This window comes from Sutcliffiella sp. FSL R7-0096 (assembly GCF_038595065.1).
In the GTDB taxonomy this organism is placed as follows: Bacteria; Bacillota; Bacilli; order Bacillales; family Bacillaceae_I; genus Sutcliffiella_A.
The window spans coordinates 1,667,057-1,687,974 of sequence record NZ_CP152003.1 but is presented as its reverse complement, the minus strand read 5'-3'; the positions used below and the strand labels follow the sequence as shown (position 1 = coordinate 1,687,974).

19 protein-coding genes, 1 pseudogene and 3 riboswitches are annotated in these 20,918 nt (G+C 39.2%); of the genes and pseudogenes, 5 read left to right on the top strand and 15 right to left on the bottom strand.

Annotated features, from left to right (window positions below; genetic code table 11):
• Positions 1–89 precede the first annotated feature (89 nt).
• The 6 genes from MKY77_RS08580 to queC all read right to left on the bottom strand — a co-directional run bounded on the left by MKY77_RS08580 (position 90) and on the right by queC (position 5,786).
• Complete coding sequence (locus MKY77_RS08580; RefSeq protein ID WP_342515695.1) at positions 90–1,448, bottom strand: DEAD/DEAH box helicase family protein; 1,359 nt, start codon at positions 1,446–1,448, stop codon at positions 90–92.
• 635 nt (positions 1,449–2,083) lie between these two features.
• A complete protein-coding gene (locus MKY77_RS08575) occupies positions 2,084–2,941 on the bottom strand; it encodes a hypothetical protein (protein ID WP_339145428.1) in 858 nt (285 codons plus the stop codon).
• A 506-nt stretch (positions 2,942–3,447) separates the two neighbouring features.
• Positions 3,448–3,945: a preQ(1) synthase gene (gene queF / locus MKY77_RS08570; RefSeq protein ID WP_339145427.1), complete on the bottom strand. Its 498-nt coding sequence runs from the start codon at positions 3,943–3,945 to the stop codon at positions 3,448–3,450.
• A gap of 17 nt (positions 3,946–3,962) precedes the next feature.
• Positions 3,963–4,682 carry a 7-carboxy-7-deazaguanine synthase QueE gene (gene queE, locus MKY77_RS08565; RefSeq protein ID WP_339145426.1) on the bottom strand — a complete coding sequence of 240 codons (720 nt, stop codon included), beginning with the start codon at positions 4,680–4,682 and terminating at the stop codon, positions 3,963–3,965.
• Positions 4,675–5,118, bottom strand: a complete 444-nt coding sequence (gene queD / locus MKY77_RS08560) for a 6-carboxytetrahydropterin synthase QueD (RefSeq protein ID WP_339145425.1) — start codon at positions 5,116–5,118, stop codon at positions 4,675–4,677. Before queD ends, queE begins: the two co-directional genes overlap by 8 nt.
• The gene (queC, locus tag MKY77_RS08555) at positions 5,115–5,786 is read right to left on the bottom strand and encodes a 7-cyano-7-deazaguanine synthase QueC (protein ID WP_339145424.1); all 672 of its coding nucleotides are present in this window, start codon (positions 5,784–5,786) and stop codon (positions 5,115–5,117) included. Before queC ends, queD begins: the two co-directional genes overlap by 4 nt.
• A 130-nt stretch (positions 5,787–5,916) precedes the next feature.
• Positions 5,917–5,962, bottom strand: a riboswitch (PreQ1 riboswitch).
• 127 nt (positions 5,963–6,089) lie between these two features.
• Here queC and MKY77_RS08550 point away from each other — a divergent pair.
• Positions 6,090–7,424 carry a DUF2254 domain-containing protein gene (locus MKY77_RS08550; RefSeq protein WP_339145423.1) on the top strand — a complete coding sequence of 445 codons (1,335 nt, stop codon included), beginning with the start codon at positions 6,090–6,092 and terminating at the stop codon, positions 7,422–7,424.
• Positions 7,425–7,836: 412 nt separating this feature from the next.
• On the opposite strand, the gene MKY77_RS08545 is transcribed toward MKY77_RS08550, so the two are convergent.
• The 3 genes from MKY77_RS08545 to MKY77_RS08535 all read right to left on the bottom strand — a co-directional run bounded on the left by MKY77_RS08545 (position 7,837) and on the right by MKY77_RS08535 (position 9,321).
• Complete coding sequence (locus tag MKY77_RS08545) at positions 7,837–8,265, bottom strand: hypothetical protein (RefSeq protein WP_342515694.1); 429 nt, start codon at positions 8,263–8,265, stop codon at positions 7,837–7,839.
• 47 nt (positions 8,266–8,312) lie between these two features.
• A complete protein-coding gene (locus tag MKY77_RS08540) occupies positions 8,313–9,077 on the bottom strand; it encodes a hypothetical protein (RefSeq protein ID WP_339145421.1) in 765 nt (254 codons plus the stop codon).
• Positions 9,078–9,201: 124 nt separating this feature from the next.
• Entirely contained in the window at positions 9,202–9,321 is a 120-nt protein-coding gene (locus MKY77_RS08535) for a DUF6254 family protein (protein ID WP_010193219.1), read from the bottom strand.
• 111 nt (positions 9,322–9,432) lie between these two features.
• On the opposite strand from MKY77_RS08535, the gene MKY77_RS08530 reads away from it, so the two are divergent.
• Both MKY77_RS08530 and MKY77_RS08525 read left to right on the top strand, forming a co-directional pair.
• The gene (locus tag MKY77_RS08530; RefSeq protein WP_339145420.1) at positions 9,433–10,047 is read left to right on the top strand and encodes a type II CAAX endopeptidase family protein; all 615 of its coding nucleotides are present in this window, start codon (positions 9,433–9,435) and stop codon (positions 10,045–10,047) included.
• A gap of 70 nt (positions 10,048–10,117) precedes the next feature.
• Entirely contained in the window at positions 10,118–10,519 is a 402-nt protein-coding gene (locus tag MKY77_RS08525) for a hypothetical protein (protein ID WP_339145419.1), read from the top strand.
• Between the two features lie 373 nt (positions 10,520–10,892).
• Here the strand turns inward: MKY77_RS08525 and MKY77_RS08520 are convergent, their stop codons facing one another.
• The 4 genes from MKY77_RS08520 to MKY77_RS08505 all read right to left on the bottom strand — a co-directional run bounded on the left by MKY77_RS08520 (position 10,893) and on the right by MKY77_RS08505 (position 15,612).
• Complete coding sequence (locus tag MKY77_RS08520) at positions 10,893–11,915, bottom strand: hypothetical protein (RefSeq protein WP_339145418.1); 1,023 nt, start codon at positions 11,913–11,915, stop codon at positions 10,893–10,895.
• 80 nt (positions 11,916–11,995) lie between these two features.
• On the bottom strand, positions 11,996–13,201 hold the full coding sequence (locus MKY77_RS08515; RefSeq protein ID WP_339145417.1) for a homoserine dehydrogenase: 1,206 nt from the start codon (positions 13,199–13,201) through the stop codon (positions 11,996–11,998).
• Entirely contained in the window at positions 13,189–14,277 is a 1,089-nt protein-coding gene (locus MKY77_RS08510) for a homoserine O-acetyltransferase (RefSeq protein ID WP_339145416.1), read from the bottom strand. The genes MKY77_RS08515 and MKY77_RS08510 overlap by 13 nt, the downstream gene beginning before the upstream one ends.
• 15 nt (positions 14,278–14,292) lie before the next feature.
• Positions 14,293–15,612 (bottom strand): O-acetylhomoserine aminocarboxypropyltransferase/cysteine synthase family protein, encoded by a 1,320-nt coding sequence (locus MKY77_RS08505; protein WP_339145415.1) that lies wholly within the window; start codon positions 15,610–15,612, stop codon positions 14,293–14,295.
• Between the two features lie 267 nt (positions 15,613–15,879).
• Positions 15,880–15,993, bottom strand: a riboswitch (SAM riboswitch).
• A 144-nt stretch (positions 15,994–16,137) separates the two neighbouring features.
• Positions 16,138–16,244: riboswitch (SAM riboswitch) on the bottom strand.
• A gap of 242 nt (positions 16,245–16,486) precedes the next feature.
• Here MKY77_RS08505 and MKY77_RS08500 point away from each other — a divergent pair.
• Positions 16,487–18,619, top strand: coding sequence for an AAA family ATPase (locus tag MKY77_RS08500; protein WP_339149767.1), 2,133 nt, complete (start codon positions 16,487–16,489; stop codon positions 18,617–18,619).
• Between the two features lie 397 nt (positions 18,620–19,016).
• Positions 19,017–19,252 (top strand): annotated as a pseudogene (locus MKY77_RS08495) (IS5/IS1182 family transposase); the annotation flags it as partial.
• Between the two features lie 301 nt (positions 19,253–19,553).
• Here the strand turns inward: MKY77_RS08495 and MKY77_RS08490 are convergent.
• Together MKY77_RS08490 and MKY77_RS08485 are read right to left on the bottom strand one after the other, a co-directional pair.
• Positions 19,554–19,886 carry a hypothetical protein gene (locus MKY77_RS08490; RefSeq protein ID WP_339145414.1) on the bottom strand — a complete coding sequence of 111 codons (333 nt, stop codon included), beginning with the start codon at positions 19,884–19,886 and terminating at the stop codon, positions 19,554–19,556.
• 79 nt (positions 19,887–19,965) lie between these two features.
• On the bottom strand, positions 19,966–20,865 hold the full coding sequence (locus MKY77_RS08485; RefSeq protein WP_342515693.1) for a polysaccharide deacetylase family protein: 900 nt from the start codon (positions 20,863–20,865) through the stop codon (positions 19,966–19,968).
• Between the last annotated feature and the right edge of the window lie 53 nt (positions 20,866–20,918).

The window sequence follows — 20,918 nt, the reverse complement described above, 5'->3', positions numbered from 1 at the left end:
TTAACTATCCGACTTGTTTCAAATTGCACTATGTAATAATCAATGTTTTGTTCTCTAAGAGCTGAATTTAAACTGTCTAGGCTTTGAAGTTACTTTCCATTTTGCTTAACATCTACAGTTTTAATTAATTCTTTCCTATCTGATTTAGTTAACAAAACTTTTCCAACCATGCTCTCTAAATAATCTTCTAGTATCTGTTGCTTTTGTTTTTCTTCAACTGTCGTGTATGTATATTCGTCAAATCCATCATAAAAGCCGAACCTTCTAGCTAAGAATTTACAGTAACCAAATTCCCCTAGTCTCTTCATGCTTTCAATATCGTTCATGTCAGTTAGACATTTAAAGTAAATTAGATCATTAATCTTCAAAGTAGAAATGTTTTTATCATCATTCACAATATCGTTATATACAATGGCCCATCTGTCGTACTCTCTTGGATATTTCTTTATGTAATCATGAACGGAATTTTGTCGTAAGTATTGTGCCATTTCAATCTTTTTTCTAAGTTGAGTCTCTATGCCACCAAGCTGCTGATTCGTTATTGTCTTAATGTGAAGGTATATTCCATCTTTCTTGTCTTCAAGTCTCTTCCTACCTATACATTGGATCAGAGTCCTAATATCCTTTACATCACAGACTATATGTTGTAACTCTTTATCACGAATATTTACCCCAGCATCCATCGCTGTAGTGGTAATTAATACGAGTTCTTCAAATCGTTCATTTTTTAGCATATCTGTAATTTTTACTTCATCGACAAATTTATAATACTCATCATTATTCTTGCTACAGTTGAATAGAGCGTAATCTTGATACTTCCTGTATAACTCAAATGCCTTTTTGGCAGACTGGATAAAAAATATCGCTTTCCTTTTGTGCTTGATAGCTTCCTTAATGAATTCTTCAACAGTTTCATCTTTGTTGAAGAATCTTAAATCTTTTATAAAGTTGAATTTAATCGGTATATCATAACCTTTTGTTTCCAACTTTTTATATCCGCTTATGTATCTTTCCATGTAATCCCCAGTTGCTGACATGAATATTCTTATTTTATCTTTCTGTTTTAGTATTGCAGTGAGTGACATGTCGGTAGTTTTATTAAAGCTTGCATCAGACATAAAGTAATGAAACTCATCGCAAACTATATATTGATAAGGACTAAAATCAAATTCTTTATTGTTCTTATATACTGCATCTATGTATTGGTATGTTTTTATATCTATTGAGTCAGTTTTCTTAGCCTTGACTATTTCATCTTGGAACTGATTAACACAATTTACTCTATGTATAAGCATAAGTATTTTCTTGTTGTTTTCTTTAGCTGTACCGTACAACTGATTTTTAATGAAATGACTTTTCCCTGCACCAGTGCCAGCTTTAATTGTTATGATATCTCCACTTTCCCACTGTCTAACCTCGTCAAATGTTATCTTTTCACTTACTCTCATTCATGATCCTCCGTTGATTTTTATTTGCTGATTAATGGTTTATTGCTTAAGTGAATAATGATCTATGTATGTACTCACTTGCTTATTGTCATTAAAAAAATATACAAACTTAGTGTTATCCTTTTTGGAAAGTGAAATATTTTTTAACTTGCACCCATTCATCATAAGATATCCGGCTAACTTTTGACTGAATACCACTCTGTCTTTTTCGAAATTCTCCATTCTCCTCACCTCCCTTCAAGTAGCAAAAAATTAATTTCGGTTATATATTATCAAGACTCTCAGAATCGTCTATGCCATATTGTATAGAGATTGCTGAGTTTAGCCAAAATTCTCACGAATTTTCTTTTTCCTAAAAAAACTTTTGTAAAAATTGATATTTCTCTTGTAATCTATTTACTATCGTGTATAATACAAATATAAGATTGATTATATAGGATAATATCGCTAGAGCTATAATTACTTATATAGGTAGTTTCATCCTATCATAGATTGGTAATGTCTGTCTATACATAAATTAGGATTTTTTTTGCTTACTTTCAAATTTGAGGGTGATCTTTTTTAGTTTTATAGAATAAAAAAAAGAAGACGATGTATCTCACCTTCTCATCTTGCTATACTTTAAATTTTTCCTTTTATTTAAGTTCCATTTCTTTATATATCGCAACAGGTTCTACAGAAATATTTGGATAAGCGACTGAAGCGAAAAAATCATAAATAGTAGAAAATTCCTTAACCATTGAATTAACGAAGTTGGCCATAGATTTCTCTTTGCCAAGGTTCTCTGTATTAATTGAAGATCCAAAATTTTGGAATGCATCTTCAATTGAAGTAGCATTATTGCTTGGTATTTTAGTTATTTGACAAAGCATTTCCCATTCTCCTTTAGGATTAGCCCCATATTTAAATACCATGTTACGTGGTGTTTCTCTCAAAAATTTAGGTTCGATAGCACCTATAAAATTTATTCCTTTTTTGTTTGTAATTTCTGTAGTAGTTAACCCTTTGTATCCAGTTAATATAAATTGAGAAAACTGCTCCAACTCATCTGTTGATTGTCCCCTGTTGCTACCTAATAAATCATCAATTGTATTGATGTCTCCTATTAAATCACCAAAATTCTGATAATCATAAATTCCAATTTTCCCTGTAACTCTTACAAAAGTTCTTTCCTTGTTTAATGCATCTCTATCTAAATTAGAAACATCATTGTAAGGAAGTGTATCTAGTAACTGTGTAAGTGCAAAATCGTGCAATGATTTTTCTTCTTGAAGTCCCTTTGACCTACTATATTGATATCCACCTTCAAATGATAATGGAATTCCCAACAACTCTAGCATTTTACTTGTCTTGGCTTTAATTCCTACTTCATGTTGTGATCCTGACGATTCAATTGTTGATTCTATTAACCCCTTATTTATCTGAGCAAGAATAGATTGTACCTTATCTGCATTAAAATAAATTAAATCTCTGTATGTTATTGATTTACCCATTTTTAGTTTCTCCCCCTTGTTTAAAACAACACTTAAAATTCGGAAGGTCATTCCCTCTTCCTAAAAGCATCTATTTTAACTTTACCATTTGTGGTAATTGTTGTCATATGTTTTTCTGGTTAAAGTGGTTTTTAAAAACCAATACAATGACTCCTATCCAACATAACATCCAATAAATTATGTATTTTAATTAGAGTCTTAAAGACTTGGCGATGTCGCCAACTTTACATCCCCTTGATCATCTTATATAATGAGAACAATCGTTCGTTTAGTAGTATATTCAGACGATGTTGAGTGGAAACTTTATTGTTTCTGCTCTTTTTTTGTACAAAATAAAAACCTCCCCTTTTAAAAGGAAGGTTTAGTTAGTCACACTTATTTCAATGCAAAATAATTTAATTTTATGTCACACTTGGTGTCACACTCACGTCACACAACTTACTAAAATATGCTGTAATTTAAACGAATATGACTGTGACACGTCACATTTTTAATAAATATCCTTATTATCTATTGTCAATTTTTTCTGGATACAAGTCATGATTCATTAGTCGATACGCGGCCATCTCTTCATATTTCGTTCCTGGTTTTCCATAGTTGGTGTAAGGGTCTATCGAGATGCCTCCACGTGGAGTGAATTTGCCCCAGACCTCGATATATTTTGGATCCATTAATTTAATTAGATCGTTCATGATGATGTTCATGCAATCCTCATGGAAATCGCCGTGGTTACGGAAGCTGAACAGGTATAGCTTCAATGATTTGCTCTCCACCATCAATTCACCTGGAATATAACTGATGTAAATGGTCGCGAAATCTGGTTGGTTTGTTTTCGGACAAAGACTTGTAAATTCCGGACAGTTGAATTTAACGAAATAATCTCTGTTTGGATGTTTGTTTTCAAAGGTTTCCAATACATCCGGGGAGTAGTTGAATAAATAATTTGTACCCTGGTTTCCTAGAAGGGTTACACCTTCCAGTTCTGAATCTTTTCTTCCTGACATGTTCATTCTCTCCTTCTCTATACTCCGCGTTTATTGCCCCAAACCAATGTGTGTAGTTGTGGTAATACGCGGACGTTATTCATTTCGTTATCTATCATCACCTGGTCGATCAACCACTCATATTTATTTAATAATATACTTACCAGCTTTTCATCTTCTTCTGTTGTGGTATCTTCATTGCCGACTTGTACGTAAAAAGCCACTTCAGGATACCTTTGGTGGACCTTTTTGGCATAAGCCAAATCTGTCTCATCAAACACTACCACTTTCAAGGACACATTTCGGATATCCACTCTTTCCAGAACATTATCTAACATGTTGAAATCGGTATTCATGCCTGAGCTTGGAGGTTTCGGGGAAATGGTCAGGTCGTCGATAGACTGAAGGCAGTCCTGCCATTTGCTTCCTTGAGTTTCTAGTGCCACTTTAATTTCGTTGGCATGGAGGATGTGTACAAGCTCACCAATATTCTTCAGAAGAGCTGGATTACCGCCGGAAATGGTTACATGATTAAAGGCCGTTCCACCAGTTTCACGCAACCGATTAAAAACTTCTTCCGGAGACATCATTACAATATCATCTTTTGCACTGCCATCCCAAGTAAAGGCTGAATCACACCAGGAGCAACGATAATCACAACCTGCTGTCCGTACGAACATCGTCTTCTGACCTATGACCATTCCTTCCCCTTGAATGGTCGGACCGAATATTTCTAGCACTGGTATGGTATTACTCATATTTCTTCCCCTTCTTTGGACGGTACAAGCAATAGCTTGTTGGTGTCTCCCTTACAAAGATCTGCAAGCAAGTCGGGTGGGAAGGTAGCGTCTTCAAATGGTTTTCGATTGTTTCCCACATCGTTCTCGCAACCACTTCCGTTGTTGGGAAAAAATTCGGGTCTAGATCATTAAAGACATCTTTATGGTCGTTCAGGATGGTATGGTCGAATTTATCATGTAAAAGCTTTTTCAATGCTTGAAAGTTGACTAGAAAACCTGCTTCATCCAGTTCATCCCCCGCAACCGTCACATTGACGAAGTAGGTATGGCCGTGAATCTGTTTGCATTTACCAGCAGCATCTGTCGGGACATAATGTGCAGCTGCAATGTGCATATCTTTATTCAGTTCATAACAATAATCATGTTGAACCTGTGGGTATATCTGTTGCATCATGAGGATACAACTCCTTTATTTTTTGCGGCAAGGTAATCATCCAAACCACGTTTTCTGAGTTTACATGCAGGGCACTCGCCACATCCATCGGCAATTACCCCGTTATAACAGGTTAATGTTTTCGATCTAACAAAGTTCAAGGAATCCAGTTCATCGGCCAGTTTCCATGTTTCCTCCTTGTTCAACCACATCAATGGTGTATGAATGACAAATGGGTAGTCCATGGAAAGATTCAATGTCACATTCATCGACTTGATGAATACATCTCGACAGTCCGGATAGCCACTGAAGTCTGTTTCACATACACCCGTCACAATATGTCTGGCTCCTATCTGTTTAGCAGCAACCGCTGCAAAAGATAGGAAGAGAAGGTTTCTGCCATCTACAAACGTGCTCGGCAATTCCCCCTCTTTTTCTTCAATCTCAATATCATCTCTTGTTAATGCATTTGGAGTCAATTGCCCCAATAAAGACATATCGAGGATGCGGTGTTTTACACCAAGTTCTTTTGCAATATTTTTTGCACATTCAATTTCCAGTTCATGCCGCTGACCATAATGGAAAGTGACAGCCTCCACTTCATCAAATTCCTTCATTGCCCATATAAGGCAAGTGGTACTGTCTTGACCACCACTGAACACGACCATTGCTTTCTCCTGTTGTTTCATCGTGTCATCACTCCTTTACCTATATCGGATCTATCATCCATACAAAAAACGCTAACCAAAAATAAGGGAGGCTAGCGCATAACATCAGAAAAAATAAAAAAACTATATCCTAAGGAATATAGTTTGGTATCTGTCCTTAGTTTTTTATAGAGGGTATTTGCTAGAACCTCTCCTGACGCCCCATGTGGACGTAAGACTTTATTCAATTTAACTTTGTTACTATAACATATTTACCTAAAAGATTCTACTATTTCTTGTGAGGCAATCCATTACAATTCCCAATATCCAAAGGAAGTGTTATATATGGCAAGATCAGCATCCCTTTTGCGCTTACGAACGAGTTTTTGGTATCTGCCATCATTTTATGGAGGACTGGCATTTCTATTTGCTATAGGTACATTATTTCTTGATAACTATATTCTTTCCATCCATGATGCGGAAAATCATATTCCTTCCATTTTCCTTTCCGACATCAGTCTTTCTCAAACCATTCTCAGCTCGATTGCATCTTCTCTGTTAACCATGACTACTATTACTTTCTCTACCATTCTTGTTGTATTGACCACTTATCTATCGGAATTTTCACCAAGGGCATTACAGAATTTCATTACCGACCACTCCACTCAAAGAGTGCTTGGTATTTTTACGGCAGGATTTATCTATTGCATCATACTGCTTCTTTTTTTAAAAGAGACGACAGAAGAGCAGCTCTTTCTTGTCCCTTCCTTTGCAGTTGCAATTGCCATCCTTTGCTTAATTGTATTCGTCTTTTTCATCCAACATGTCACCACCTGGATCCAAGTCAGCAATTTACTCCATAACATTACAGTTGAAACAATGGATTGTATGGAAGAATTATTTGAAGAAAGTGACGCCTCCATACACGATGCACCATGGGATGATTGGGAGAGCCAAGAAATCACCACGAAAGAACCTGTTATCATCATGAGTAAGGAGCCCGGGTATGTCCAGTATATTGATGTAGAAGCATTAGTGAAAGAAGCCTATGAATCAGACTGTATTGTCCGGGTGGAGAGGCAGCAAGGGGATTACATCAATGAACATACGCCAATCCTTTCTGTATGGGGGTCCGGTCCAAAAATAGATAAAGATTCATTCCGTTCATTGATCACGGTCTCCATTGCCCGGGCCCCGTTGGAAGACGTGGAATTCGGAATAAGAAAAGTGACCGAAATTGGAGTAAGGGCTCTCTCCTCAGGAATAAACGATCCAAGTACTGCTGTGCATTGTATTGAACAACTCGGGACCCTGTTATCAAAGCTTACATCGATGCAAGGTCCTCAACCCTATTTCAATGATAAAAATAGAAATCTCCGTGTGATTGTCAAAACACCAGACTTCTTTGATTACCTTGACATCGCATTTTCTCCGATACTGCGTTACGGGAAAGTGGACATTGACGTCATAACATCCATCATCCATGTTCTGAAAATAACTTCTGATCATTCTCTAACCTTTCGTAAAGAAGCGATCTGGAAGTACACAAAACATACGTTGGAATCCATAAAAGAAGAAACCTATTATGAATTGGAAAAGGATAAGTTGAATAGAAATCTGAAAGAGCTTTGTTTTTCACTTGGTCACGGAAAGGAATATCAAAAGTTGTTTATCCAGTAAAGAAAAGTGGCACTTCGGACGGTTGACAAACCCCATTAATCTTTATATTTGCATTTACTTGTTGAAATTCGTTCCAGACGCTTCGATTATCAACAGTGCTACCGGAAGCCTCCTCGGGCTACGTCCTGCGGGGTCTCAAGATTGTCGCAATCCCCCCGCGGGAGTCTTCGCCAATTGCTCCAATCAACAGCTAGAAACCATAAAAAAAAGATAAGTTATTAGGTTTATCAGTGGCCTTGGCTACGCTTTGCGGGATCTTCCCTGTCCCTTCCCTACCGCGGGAATCTTCGCGCCTTCCACTACGATCAACTTGGAAACTGTTATGAAATTTGCTTTGTCTACAAACTCAAGTGCCACTCCATTGGTAGGAGTGGCACCACTAGATTTTATGTATAATAAAGTTATATAGAACCTATCTATCAAGCACCCCAACCCCCAGCACCATATTGTTCCACAACACATCCTCTACCTTTTCCTGTTTTTCTTTTGGGCATTGGATCATGATGACAAGATCTGCATCAGAGCCTCGTTTACTAATGGATTGCTCATTTTTTTTAGTAAAGTAATAATCAACCAGGAATCCCAGGATAGAACCAAATACTAAGCCGAACAGCCCCCATAGAATGGGTCCTAGATAAAAGATATATCCATATATAACTCCCAAGAGCATGAAGATGATACCGAAAATAGCCGCTAAATCAATCAAACTTCTTCCATCAGAGCGGTGCATGGAGTCCATCACTTTCGTTTGAGACTTTATCTTGTCCAGTGGTATCACAAGAATTTGGTCTTTGGTGAGACCCAACTCTTCTAGTTCACGTAAAGTAAGTTCCATTTCCATGTTGTATTTGAATGTCGCGAAAATGTACATTACCTTCCAGCTCTTTTCTATATCGGCATTTTAAACTGACTATCCTGATACTTTTTCTTCAATTCCCTTGCAAGATATTTATCAATAAATTTATTCAGCTCAACTGCACTAACATACGAATCATAGGCAGCAAAACAATAGATGGACGGTACGAACAGGAACCATTGAGGCACTAATATATTCTTTGCCCCCTGAAAATCCCCGACTAATGTCATATGAATGGCAGGAAAGACATTTGCTTGATAGGTAATGATCAGCCACCATGTCAGTACAAATATAACGGACAGAACCCTTGTAACGTATAGATTCCCTAACCCTGGTGTCAAAAAGGACCATATAACAGCAAGCAGCGGATTTTTTTTGTCCAGCACATTGACTTCGATGGAGGAGGTATTCTTGACAAGGAATGGAAAGTCTTCGTGATAGGCCAAAGAATAATGCTTATTCATCTCAATGGTCAGCCGGTAGCTGTCCCAAATGGAAAAGACGTACATACAGACATACAAGATGATCCAATGCTGGTCCAAAACGGCAATTCCTTCCTCATACCTGCCAATCATTGAAAGGTAGATCGCTTCATTCAAATGTGATAAGGAATTGATAACCACTTCCCAAGATATGAGAATGAACGCTGTCAAATATTTCGAAAGCATGAAGTGACCGAATCCAGGAAAGGCCGCTCCCCACCAAGCTACGACATATGGCTTTCTATAATGTAGAAGACTTGTTGTATAGGGGCTTATAATGGCAACATACCTTTTCTTTTCATGTTGATTTCCCATAATGCATGCCCCTTTTTCTGTAATATCTTCCCATAGTATGCTTTCTAATAGCTTTCTATATACACTTTCCAATACAGAGAAAGAGCCGATCCCTCTTTGACTGGATGGCCCCTCCTCTAATCAATCACTTATTCTTTCCGGCTTCATCTGCAAGTTGCTCGAAGCTTTTTACTTTCCCGTGCTCATTCTGAGACTGCTTTCTTACTTTGCGCTGCCTTTCTTGCTGGCTTTTAGATTGTGTCATGATTACAGCTCCTTATTTTTCATCATTATTCTTTCTTCATTAGTATGTTCGTTTATCTGGTTGGTCTTAACTGTTAAAATAAGGACAGACAAACACCACGGGGGAAAACAAATGAAACCATTACGCATTATAATAGGAATTTGGATAGTAGCGAACCTTTTATTGGGAATAAGCTTTCAGCTTACTGATCATTTCTGGATTCTGTTTCCCATATCCCTACTTATCCTTACGCTCATCAGTATACGTTCTGGAGTGATCGAGTCCCATAAAAGGATGCCCCTCACATCTCAGAATATTATTTATGGTTTTATTACCGGCTCGATTTTATATGGTTTATTTTTGTTGACATATCTCATATTGAAAGTGCTACCTTTGCCCCTTCTTCCTTTTGTGGAGGAATTATACAGAATTGTTGGGCCTTCTAGTTGGTGGCATTATGTCGCCCTCGTTTTTATCATTATTCCTGGTGAAGAGTTATTTTGGAGAGGATATATACAGCCAAGGATGACAAAAGCATTAGGAAGGGTTCAAGGTGTACTGGTCGCAGCATTCATGTATGCACTAGCCCATATATGGACAGGCAATCCAATGCTCGTTGCAGCAGCGTTGACCGCTGGAATCATTTGGGGAGGTTTATACGATTGGAAGAAATCACTTGCCCTGATCATCATTTCGCATCTTGTATTTGATTTATGGCTTTTGGTTATTTTTCCATTAAATTTCTAATTATTGCTGTCGTTTAAGTGATTATGAGATAAAATAGAAGCTTATGATACTTGATTTAGGAGGTGATTTCGTGGACGCTTTATATTTATTTGTGTTAGCTGCAGTAATAGCAAGCTTTGGTATTTCCATCGCACTAAGATCCAGCATGGAAAAGCTTGTTCTCGAACCCGGGACCTTGCCTCAGATACAAAGTAGGTTTTTTATTTATGTAGCGATTATTGAAGCATTGCCAATCATACTTATTGTTTTTGGTTTTATAAACTTAATGGATTCAACTGTTAGCGTAATAATCCCGTTAGTTATTGTAGGTGCGAGTGTACTTGTTAATTTCATCATGAACCTGATGAAGAAGTCCGCATTGGAAAGTCAGGCACCAGATCTTAAAGAGAAACTGATGACATTTTTTCTTATGGGTAATGTCCTGATAACTGCTATTCCAATAGTGGCAGTAGTTGCGACCTTTGTTCGATAACTGTTTTCCCCTTTTTATGTTACGTTGTTACATTTAACCATTGATTACCGTTCCAGGCGCTTCCCTTCCTGCGTGCGGTCTGGGAGCCTCCCCGAGCTACGTCTAGGGAACTGAAAAGTAATGAATTTTAATAATCTGGTTAACACCGCTGTTGATTTCCGCAAACGGCTTCGCTTATCCAAAGGGCGACAATCTTGAGCCTCCTCGGGCTTACGCCCTGCGGGGTCTCAAGATTGTCGCTATCCCCCCGCGGGAGTCTGCGCGCCTTCCACTAAAATCAACTTGGTTATTGCATTATCAGATTTAAAGTGAATTTGTTACGCCCCTCAATGGTAAACACCAAAAATTCCATGAGTCTCATTACTTTGGTCTCTTATTTTCGAATAATCAGTAGAAAAAGAAACGCCATACTCACATAGCCGAAGAAGGGGTATAAATGCTCGATCAAGCTGCCATAGCCGATTTGACTGATCATGTAGATGATGCTGACTAAAACGAAAGTAATCACATACCTCGATACCTTCAGCATACTTTCCAATTGTCTTTGCAGGCCAAAAATATCACTTACTACAGATGTGAAAATTTCCCCGTAAATCACAAACACATATATTCCGAAAAAGGAAAGCATGCTCATTTTCACCACTTCTGCCATAGGAATTTCAAAGGTCTGAAAATCAGGAAGAGAAGAAATGGAAATGTGGCAGGTCAATAAAATAAAGCATAATCCTGCTCCACCAATGAATCCTCCCCTCTTGATCACCCAATCATCCCTTGCCTCTGTCGCCAAAGGTACAAGCACAGGTTGAGCCATTGAAAGGTTGAAAGCTACATACATGAACGGTGCAATCCACCCCTTTATACTTGTACGGACCGGGTCTAGGCTCAAAAAAGATAACCCATTTTCTGATATGGCGTTTCCGGCAATGATAAAGCTGAAAATAATCATGACAGGCACGACAATAACATTGACCCCCACCAAACCTTTTACACCAAACAGGACCACACATACTGACAAGACCACCGTAATCAGCAGGCCGAGTTGAAAAGACCATCCAAGCTGTTCCTCAAACACTGCTCCTGCCCCTGAAAGCATGACTGCCCCTACACATATTAAGATAATCAACATAAAAATATTCACTACAGTCCCTGCGGAGACACCAAATAAATATTCATTAAATTCTTTATAGGAATTGGCTTTGATTCGTTTTGAAATCAACATCATCTTTGTTCCTAACCAAATGAAAAGAAAGCCGCTTATTAATATTGTAAAAAAGCCGATCCAGCCATATTGGGTAAAAAACTGGACAATCTCTTTCCCAGTAGCAAACCCTGCTCCCACAATGGTTCCAACATAGACTGCCCCTATTTGACAAGCACTCATCCAGCTGCGTTTCATGATTTTCCCCACCCTCTTCTAAAAAAAACCAGCTTGTCACATGTATATGAGACAAGCCGGTTAGAAAGAAGAGCGTTTTTCTAGATGGTCACTTTTTCAGGTGTTTTTAGATATTTCCCTTTTAATGGAAAACATGTGATTAACGGATTAGCAGTAAGGACTTCTTCTATGTTTTCCGTTTCCACAACAACTGTTTTAGTGTCTAAATGCGCCAAAATCTTGCTGCCATAAGGAAGTGTTATATCAACATTATCGCTGAACAACCCCCATTTAAAAGAAGCCTGTGTTTCTTCTCGGACATCTTCGTAGGCTGGTACTGCTGATATCGGACGATTTATTTGAATGATGTCCTCCAGGATGGCACTTGCCGTAGGGAACATACCAGCGCCAGGTCCATTCAACTGGATATTTCCAACAAGGTCGGTATCAATGGAGACACCGTTTTGAACCCCTTCTACCTGATAAAACGGATGCTCATTTGAAACTAGAGCCGGCTCTGCTTGACAATGAATCTCTCCGTTTTTCTTGAAAAGAGTGACAATATGCCTAAAGCGTAGTCCAAGCTCACCTGCACGTTGAATATGATTGGCGGTAATACTTGTAATTCCTTTTTTGGAGCTTGATTGTTCATCAGGTGCCTTGCCATAAATCAACTGGCTAAGTACCAAACCTTTGTAAAAAGCATCATGCCCTTCAATATCATTTGTTGGATCTGCTTCTGCATAGCCATTTTCCTGCGCTTTCTTTAAGGTCTCCTTAAACGAATGACCATCCTTCCTCATACTGGTCAAGATGAAATTAGATGTTCCATTTAAAATGGCTTCAACCTTTTGGAATCGATTCACCTGCAGCAGCTGCCTGATAGTTTGAATGACAGGTATCCCACCGCCGACAGTGGCTTCAAACCCAATGCTAACATCATTCTTTCTTGCCAAAGAGAGTAGCTCCTCTCCGTGATTTGCAAACATTTCTTTATTGGCCGTCACCACATGGCACCCTTTTTTTATTGCCTTCTCCAAATAAGTGTTTCCAGGTTCGCAGCCTACAATGGCATCCACCACTATGTGTAAATCTGGTAAGGCTAAGATTGACTCGAATCTATCTGTTAGCAATACTCCTTCCTTTTTAGTTTGCAGATGTTTTTCTAGATTTTTTACTAGTATCCCGACAACCTTTACCTTTTTCCCTAATACCAGTTCCAGCCTTGATTGATGGGAGGCAATGGATTGATATACCCCCTTACCTACCGTTCCAAATCCAAGTAACGCTACATTTATGCAAGACATCGTGTCACTTCCTTTTTCTCTAGTAAGCTTTTAACATGCTGACCCCATTTATCAAATTCCACGAGGAAGCCATCATGCCCAAATTTTGTATCCACTTCTATATAGGTTGACTGTTTATTGATTTTTCTCAAATGATTTATTGTACTTTTCGCGAGTTGCGGTGGGTAGAGAAGGTCACCTGTAAAGCTGAACATACACACGTTTGCTTCCACTTTTCCTAAAGCGTGTTTCCAGCCGCCCCTTTCATGACCGATATCAAATTGATCCATTGCCTGCAGGAGAACAAGATAGCTATTGGCATCAAATCGACGGGAGAATTTCTCACCTTGATATTTTAAATAGGAATCAACCTGATACTCAATGCCTTTACTTTCCTTACGCTCCCTGTTAAAACGATCGTTGAATAATGATTGGGAACGATAGGTCACCAACCCAACCATTCTGGCAGTTTCCAACCCTTTTAACGTTGCATCAAACGAATAATTACCATTCTCCCATGCTGGATCTGAAAGTATGGCATGCCTTCCAATAGAGTTAAAGGCAAGAGCGTAATCCGTAAAATAAGGAGTGACAGCCATTGGAATCAAAATCTTTGAATACTTTGGATAAAGCGTCCCCCATTCCAATACTTGCATGCCTCCGAGTGAGCCGCCGATAATAGCCTTCACACTTTCGATACCAAGCTTCTTTAATGCTTGGTATTGAGAATGTACCATGTCCCTGATCGTGACGGCTGGAAAGGCCGCACCATATTTCTTCCCTGTTTCGGGATTAGTGCTGGTTGGTCCTGTACTTCCGTTGCAACCTCCAAGTACATTCATGGTAATCACTTGAAATCTATTGGTATCTATATAAAGATCTGGTCCTATAAATGAGCTCCACCAGCCTGGGCTTTTTTCTTCGCCAACAGATTCCTGATTGCCAGTAAGGGCATGGCACACCACCACTACCTCTCCATCCGGATTACCTACCCTTTCATAAGCAATCTCCACATCCCCGAGTTCTTCCCCATTTTCTAATAATAGTGCACCTATGGACACTTTATTAATATTGATTTGATCTGTTTGACACCTCACGTTTCCCACTCTTTTCTATGAATTTTGACTCACTGCAGCATTTTTGGACTTCCCGGTAGCGATTAATAAAGCCTGATCAAGATCTTTTTTCAAATCATCCAAAGATTCAATTCCTACTGACAGACGGATAAGATCCTCTGTTACCCCTGATTTTTTCAGATTGTCTCCCGTTAGCTGCTGATGTGTTGTGGAAGCCGGGTGGATAATAAGGGATTTAGCATCCCCTACGTTTGCAACGTGCGACCAAAGTTTAATGCTATCGATGGCTTTTCTCCCGGCTTCCCTTCCCCCTTTTATGCCAAAGTTAACGATGGAACCATTTCCTTTACCCAGATACTTTCTGGCAAGTGGATAGGCTGGATGATCATGGAGCCCAGGATAAGAAACCCACTCCACCGCCGGGTGATCCTGTAGGTATTTCGCCAATTCCAAAGCATTTTCATTATGTTTTTCCACTCTCAAATGCAAGGTTTCAAGTCCTTGCAATAATAAAAATGCATTCTGAGGACTCAGGCAAGCTCCAAAATCTCTTAATAATTGAACTCGGAGCTTCACAGCAAATGCAAGATTTCCGAAGGTCTGAGCATATTTAATACCGTTATAGCTCTCATCCGGTTCTGTAAATCCAGGAAAATTTGGGTGATCCCAATTGAACTTTCCACCATCTACTACCACTCCCCCGATAGTCGTTCCATGACCTCCGATCCACTTGGTTGCAGAGTGAACCACGATATCCGCTCCCCATTTAATCGGGTTGCATAGGTAGGGGGAAGCAAATGTATTATCAATGATAAGTGGTATGGAATTATCATGGGCAACTTTGGCTACCGCCTCTACATCAAGCACCCGAAGACTTGGATTACCGATGATTTCCCCGAACAATGCTTTTGTTTTAGGTGTAATGGCGTTCCGGAAATTCTCTGGGTCTGTTGCATCCACAAACTTCACCTTAATTCCGTATTTCGGAAGCGTGACCGCAAAGAGATTATACGTCCCTCCATACAGGTTTTCTGCTGCTACGATTTCATCTCCGGCATGGGCGATATTTAAAATGGCAAATGCGATAGCCGACATTCCGGAACTCGTAGCCACTGCCGCGGCACCGCCTTCTAAAAGAGCTAGCCTTTGCTCCAGCACATCCACTGTCGGATTCATGATCCTGGTGTAAATATTGCCGAACTCATTAAGCGCAAATAAATTTTGGGCATGGTCCGTGTTGTCAAATACATAGGAAGTTGTTTGGTAGATTGGAACTGCCCGGGAACCTGTAGTTGGATCAGGTGTTTGCCCTCCGTGAAGTAATAAGGTTTCTACATCATAATGTTGGTTGCTCATTTTACATTCCTCCAATTTATAAAGATATTTTTTAAAAAATAGGCTCTGTTAAACGTCGCTGTTGATTTCCGCAATAGGCTTCGCTTATCCAGAGGGCGACCTTGAGCCTCCTCGTTTCACTGCGGGGTCTCAAGATTGTCGCTACTCTCCCGCAGGAGTCTACGCCTATTGCTCCAATCACCAGCTAGAAACAGGTCATAGTCAACAACTAACTTTAACAAAGCCAAAAAATAAAAACCCCTTCACAAGAAGAGGTTGAAATTCCTCCTCTTATCTGTCAGGCTACTCCGCCTGCAGGAATTAGCACCAACTCAAGAATGTTGATTCTTGAAGGTTGCCGGACTTCATCGGGCCTGATCCCTCAGTCACTCTGGATAAGAGTTATTTAGTTGGGTAACACATTAACATGAAACAGCATCTAATCTACGTTATTTCTTCTGTTAGCCAATTATGACCTAAATTCTTGATTACTCATAGAAAAATAAAAAACCCCTTCCTAAGAAGAGGTTTTCGTCATACGTCCTCTTCTTATCTTTCAGATACAAGATCTGCAGAAATTAGCACCTTTTCAAACATACATTGCAGGTTGCCGGGCTTCGTAGGGTCTGTCCCTCCACCACTCTAAATAAGAAGTACTGCTATTAAGTTTAATGATCTTTGTTTTGCTTTTTGCAATTATAGCAACTGAGAAGGATAGAAGTCAATAAAATATTCTGAAATTTTCAATCTATTTTATATCACACTATTTTACCAACAATCCCCTAAAAGCAAAGTGCTTGAAAGTCAGAAAAGGTCAAAGTATAATGAGCTTACAACCTTTAAAGGTCAAAATAAGTCAAACTTTATTCATATAAAATTAGGAGGTAGCATGATGATGAAATGTCAAAAATGTGAAGTGAACCGTGCAACCATTCAATTCAAACTTCGATCCAACAATGAACAAACTGAATTAGTCTTGTGCTCTACCTGCTTTGAAGAAGTACGAGCGAATCTTACATCACCAACTCCAAGTGGATTGTTATCTGACTTTCCATTTATGAATGGTATATCTAAAGAAGGTAGTCCTCAACCTCACTCTTTTCAGAATCAAGAGATCGCGAAGAAGAGTAATGGTGGAATTTTGGATGAACTAGGTAAAAACATCACAAACATTGCCAAAACCGGGTTGATTGACCCAGTTATTGGTCGAGACAAAGAAATCAAACGAGTTATAGAAATTTTAAATAGACGAAATAAAAATAATCCTGTATTGATAGGAGAACCCGGGGTTGGTAAAACCGCGATAGTCGAAGGTTTGGCATTGAAGATTGTTGAAGGCGATGTTCCAGCTAAACTAAAAAACAAGGAAATCTATCTATTAGACGTGGCATCCCTTGTTGCCAATACAGGGATACGTGGTCAATTCGAGGAGCGTCTGAAACAAGTCATCGCAGAGCTTCAACAAAGAAAAAACGTTATACTGTTTGTGGATGAGCTGCACCTGATTGTTGGTGCTGGTTCTGCGGAAGGCTCCATGGATGCCGGGAATATATTGAAGCCCTCATTGGCAAGGGGAGAGTTGCAATTGGTTGGCGCCACCACCTTGAAAGAGTATCGTCAAATTGAAAAAGACGCTGCCCTCGAACGGCGTTTCCAACCTGTTACAGTGAAAGAACCTTCAATTGACGAAGCACTGAAAATCATCAAAGGGATTCAGTCAAAATATGAGGATTACCACCAAGTCGTTTATGAAGAAGATGCCATTAAAGCATGTGTGGAGCTTTCACATCGCTATATCCAAGATCGCTTTTTACCTGATAAAGCCATTGACCTGATGGACGAAGCAGGTTCAAGAAAGAATCTAACATTGGATAATATCGATTTGGAACAGATTGATGCCCGTCTGTCTCAACTTGAAAAAGAAAAACAAGCAGCTCTTTCCAAGGAAGATTATGAAACGGCTGCGAAATTGCGAGACGAAGAGGAAAAGCTGGAAGCACAAAGAAATTCAGAAACACATGAAGTTAAGGTAAAAGCTCAAGTTACAGTGGAAGATATCCAAAAGATCATGGAAGAAATGTCTGGGATCCCTATAGGAAAGCTGCAGCTTGATGAACAAGAGAAGCTGAAAAATCTGGAAATCAATTTAAATAAAAAAGTGATTGGCCAACAGGAGGCTGTCAAAAAAATCACCAAAGCTATTCGAAGAAGCCGGGCCGGCCTGAAGAGAAAAGAGCGTCCAATCGGGGCATTCATGTTTGTCGGTCCTACAGGTGTTGGAAAGACGGAACTTACTAAATCCCTTGCAGAAGAACTCTTTGGAACCAAGGATGCCTATATTCGGTTTGATATGAGTGAATATATGGAAAAGCATTCAGTCTCCAAACTAATCGGGTCCCCTCCGGGATATATCGGACATGACGAAGCTGGGCAGCTAACTGAAAAAGTACGCCGAAACCCTTACAGCATCATCTTGCTTGATGAAATGGAAAAAGCACATCCCGATGTGCTGCACTTATTCCTGCAAGTGATGGAAGATGGAAGGTTGACGGACAGTCAAGGCAGAACCGTAAGCTTCAAAGACACGGTGATTATCATGACAAGTAATGCAGGTGTCACCGATAAGAAAATAACCGTAGGCTTTGAAAAACTAAACTCTCCTGTGGAAAGTCCCATAGTAGAAAATCTAGCCAATTACTTTAAACCGGAATTCCTGAACCGCTTTGACAATATCATTGAGTTCTCTCAGCTTAAAAAGGATCATTTAATTGAAATTATCGATATCATGCTCGATGAACTAAGCGGTATGTTAAAAGAAGAACGCGAATGTTCTTTAAGCGTTTCAGATAGTGCGAAGGAAAAACTTTCAGCACTTGGTTATCACCCTGCTTATGGTGCAAGACCACTACGTCGGGTCATTCAGGAACATATTGAAGATCCAATTACAGACCTTCTTTTAGAGAACGAGACACTACAAACCATTCAGGTGGATGTGTTGGAAGATAAGATTGAAGTAAAGGCTTTATGATATTAAAAGAAGCAAGGTAGCCCCTTGCTTCTTTTATACTGTTGACCAATTTTAAACTAGTTAGGTTTTCTGTTGGAAGAGTTGTTGTTCGTTGCAGGAGCTTCGCTTTCCGCGGGCAGTCCGGAAGCCTCCTCGGGCTACGCCAAGGTCACTGAAAAAGTACCTGAATTTATACTTTGATACATTTGCTAAACACCGCTGTTGCTTTACACAAATGGCTTCGCTTTCCGCGGGGCGACCTTGAGCCTCCTCACTTCGTTGCGGGGTCTCAAGATTGCCGCTACTCCCCCGCTGGAGTCTACGCCATTTGTTCCAAGCTACAGCTAGAGTCACCATTTACTCTGGAAATACTCCATCCTATAAAGCAGAAGAAAGTTGATTTCATTTAAACTAACGAATGATTTCAAACCAAGCATCCTTTAATCTTAGTCCATTTTCTGCAATATATGATATCCTAGTTCCCAAACTGAACATTGTCCGTCAAATAAATGAACTAGTAGACTTCTCTTTATCTACGTAGTATTAAAAACAAAATATTGTCTAGATAATGGCCGCAAGGCAATACTACCTATACGTATGTTCAAATATCTGTTGCTTAAAGCTATCTACGATTTATCAGATGTAGATATTGTAATGAAGAGAATAATGAAGCTTATAAATGAAACTAGAGTAAAGCGGAACGTTATAAGGCAACTATTTATCCCTATATTGGGTAAAAAGTTGCCTTATTTTTCAAAATGCATGATTACTTCGTAAAAATAATAAGTTTTTCAGTGGCCTCGGCTACGCCCCGCTGGGTCTTCCATGTCCTTTCCTCCCGCAGGAGTCTTCACTCCTTCCACTGCGATCAACTAGAAAATTTCAATATTTTAAGCTTTGTCTACAAACTGAAAGAAGCAAGGTAGCCCCTTGCTTCATTTAGTTGAGGAGAATGTTAAATATCCAGCTCTTTATTTAAATCCAAGCCTATACCACGTCGATACAGCCTGAACCCCCTACTTTTAAATTCTGGGATATAGAATTTCATTTTTTCGTCTTGAGAATTGCCAATGAATATTAAGTTATATCTAGTTAAGCCCTGTAAATTGATTAGCCTCAGTACTTCATCGACTTCATTTTCTACCTCAACGATCACATCGAGCTTTTTCTGTTGGATAATCTGGTCCTTCATCAACGAATTGGCATTCTCCACTTTTGTCTTCGATTGACAAGCAGAAACATTGAATAGCAGAACAAAGGAAAATAATACATGAAACATACAAGCCACGAAACTTACCTCCCATACTTATCGTGACCCGTAAACTTTTCATTATGTGCTACTCACTCATTTGTTACAGAACTGTAATTTACTCTAGTTCATATTCATGCAGGTGGACAAAACTGTAGCCTTGTTCAATCAAATTGAAAACTGCCTCTTTTACCCCTTCAGCAGTCTCGCTTTCCGGTTGGTTCATGTGAAGGATAATTATGGAACCTGGCTGGGCTTTAAGCATTTCCTGAACTACTTCATCTTTTGTAAATGTAGCTCCACCGTCTCCTATCACATCAAAATTAACTACCTGCACTCCTAAATCCTCCGCAATTTGAACGGATATCTCATCATAGAAGGCGGTTCCTGATCGAAAGTATTTAGGGGTGGTTCCTGTTATATCATAAATTTTTAATTGGTTATCCATTATTTCAGCGATGATTTCTTCCTGTGTGGAAGTGCTTGCTATTCCCCATGCAATCCTAGGGGAAGTTGACAATGGTTTATGCTCGGTACCATGATTCTGTATACTGAATAAAGGGTTTTTGGATAACTCTACAAACTCTTCATATTGTGCATCAATCCATCTTGCATTAACGAAAAGATCAGCCTTAATATTATGTTCTATCAAGAAAGAAATTAACTCCTCATCATACCCACTCCCAAATTCTCCACCGCAGGCATCTAAAGTCAACGATATTACTTTTTCTTCTGTATCCATCCTGGTTTTCACGCCGGATACATACTCAGAAAATTGCGACGAATCACTATATACTTTTCCACTTACTTCTACGGCTAGCTCATTAATCTCTTGTCTTTGTTCATCCTCTTCTGCTTTTACCGCTTCTTTCTCTGCTTCATCCACTTCTGAGGTATTCTCCCCACTTTGATTCTCTATATTGCTATCTTCAGATTTCTCCGGTGTGACTGAAGAATCGCTTGAACATCCAAATGCAACCAGAAAAATAAATAAAAATACTCCTAGCATTTTCCCCATTTTGCTTACATCCCCTATTCCATTTGACATGATACTTCCAAACATGATTGACC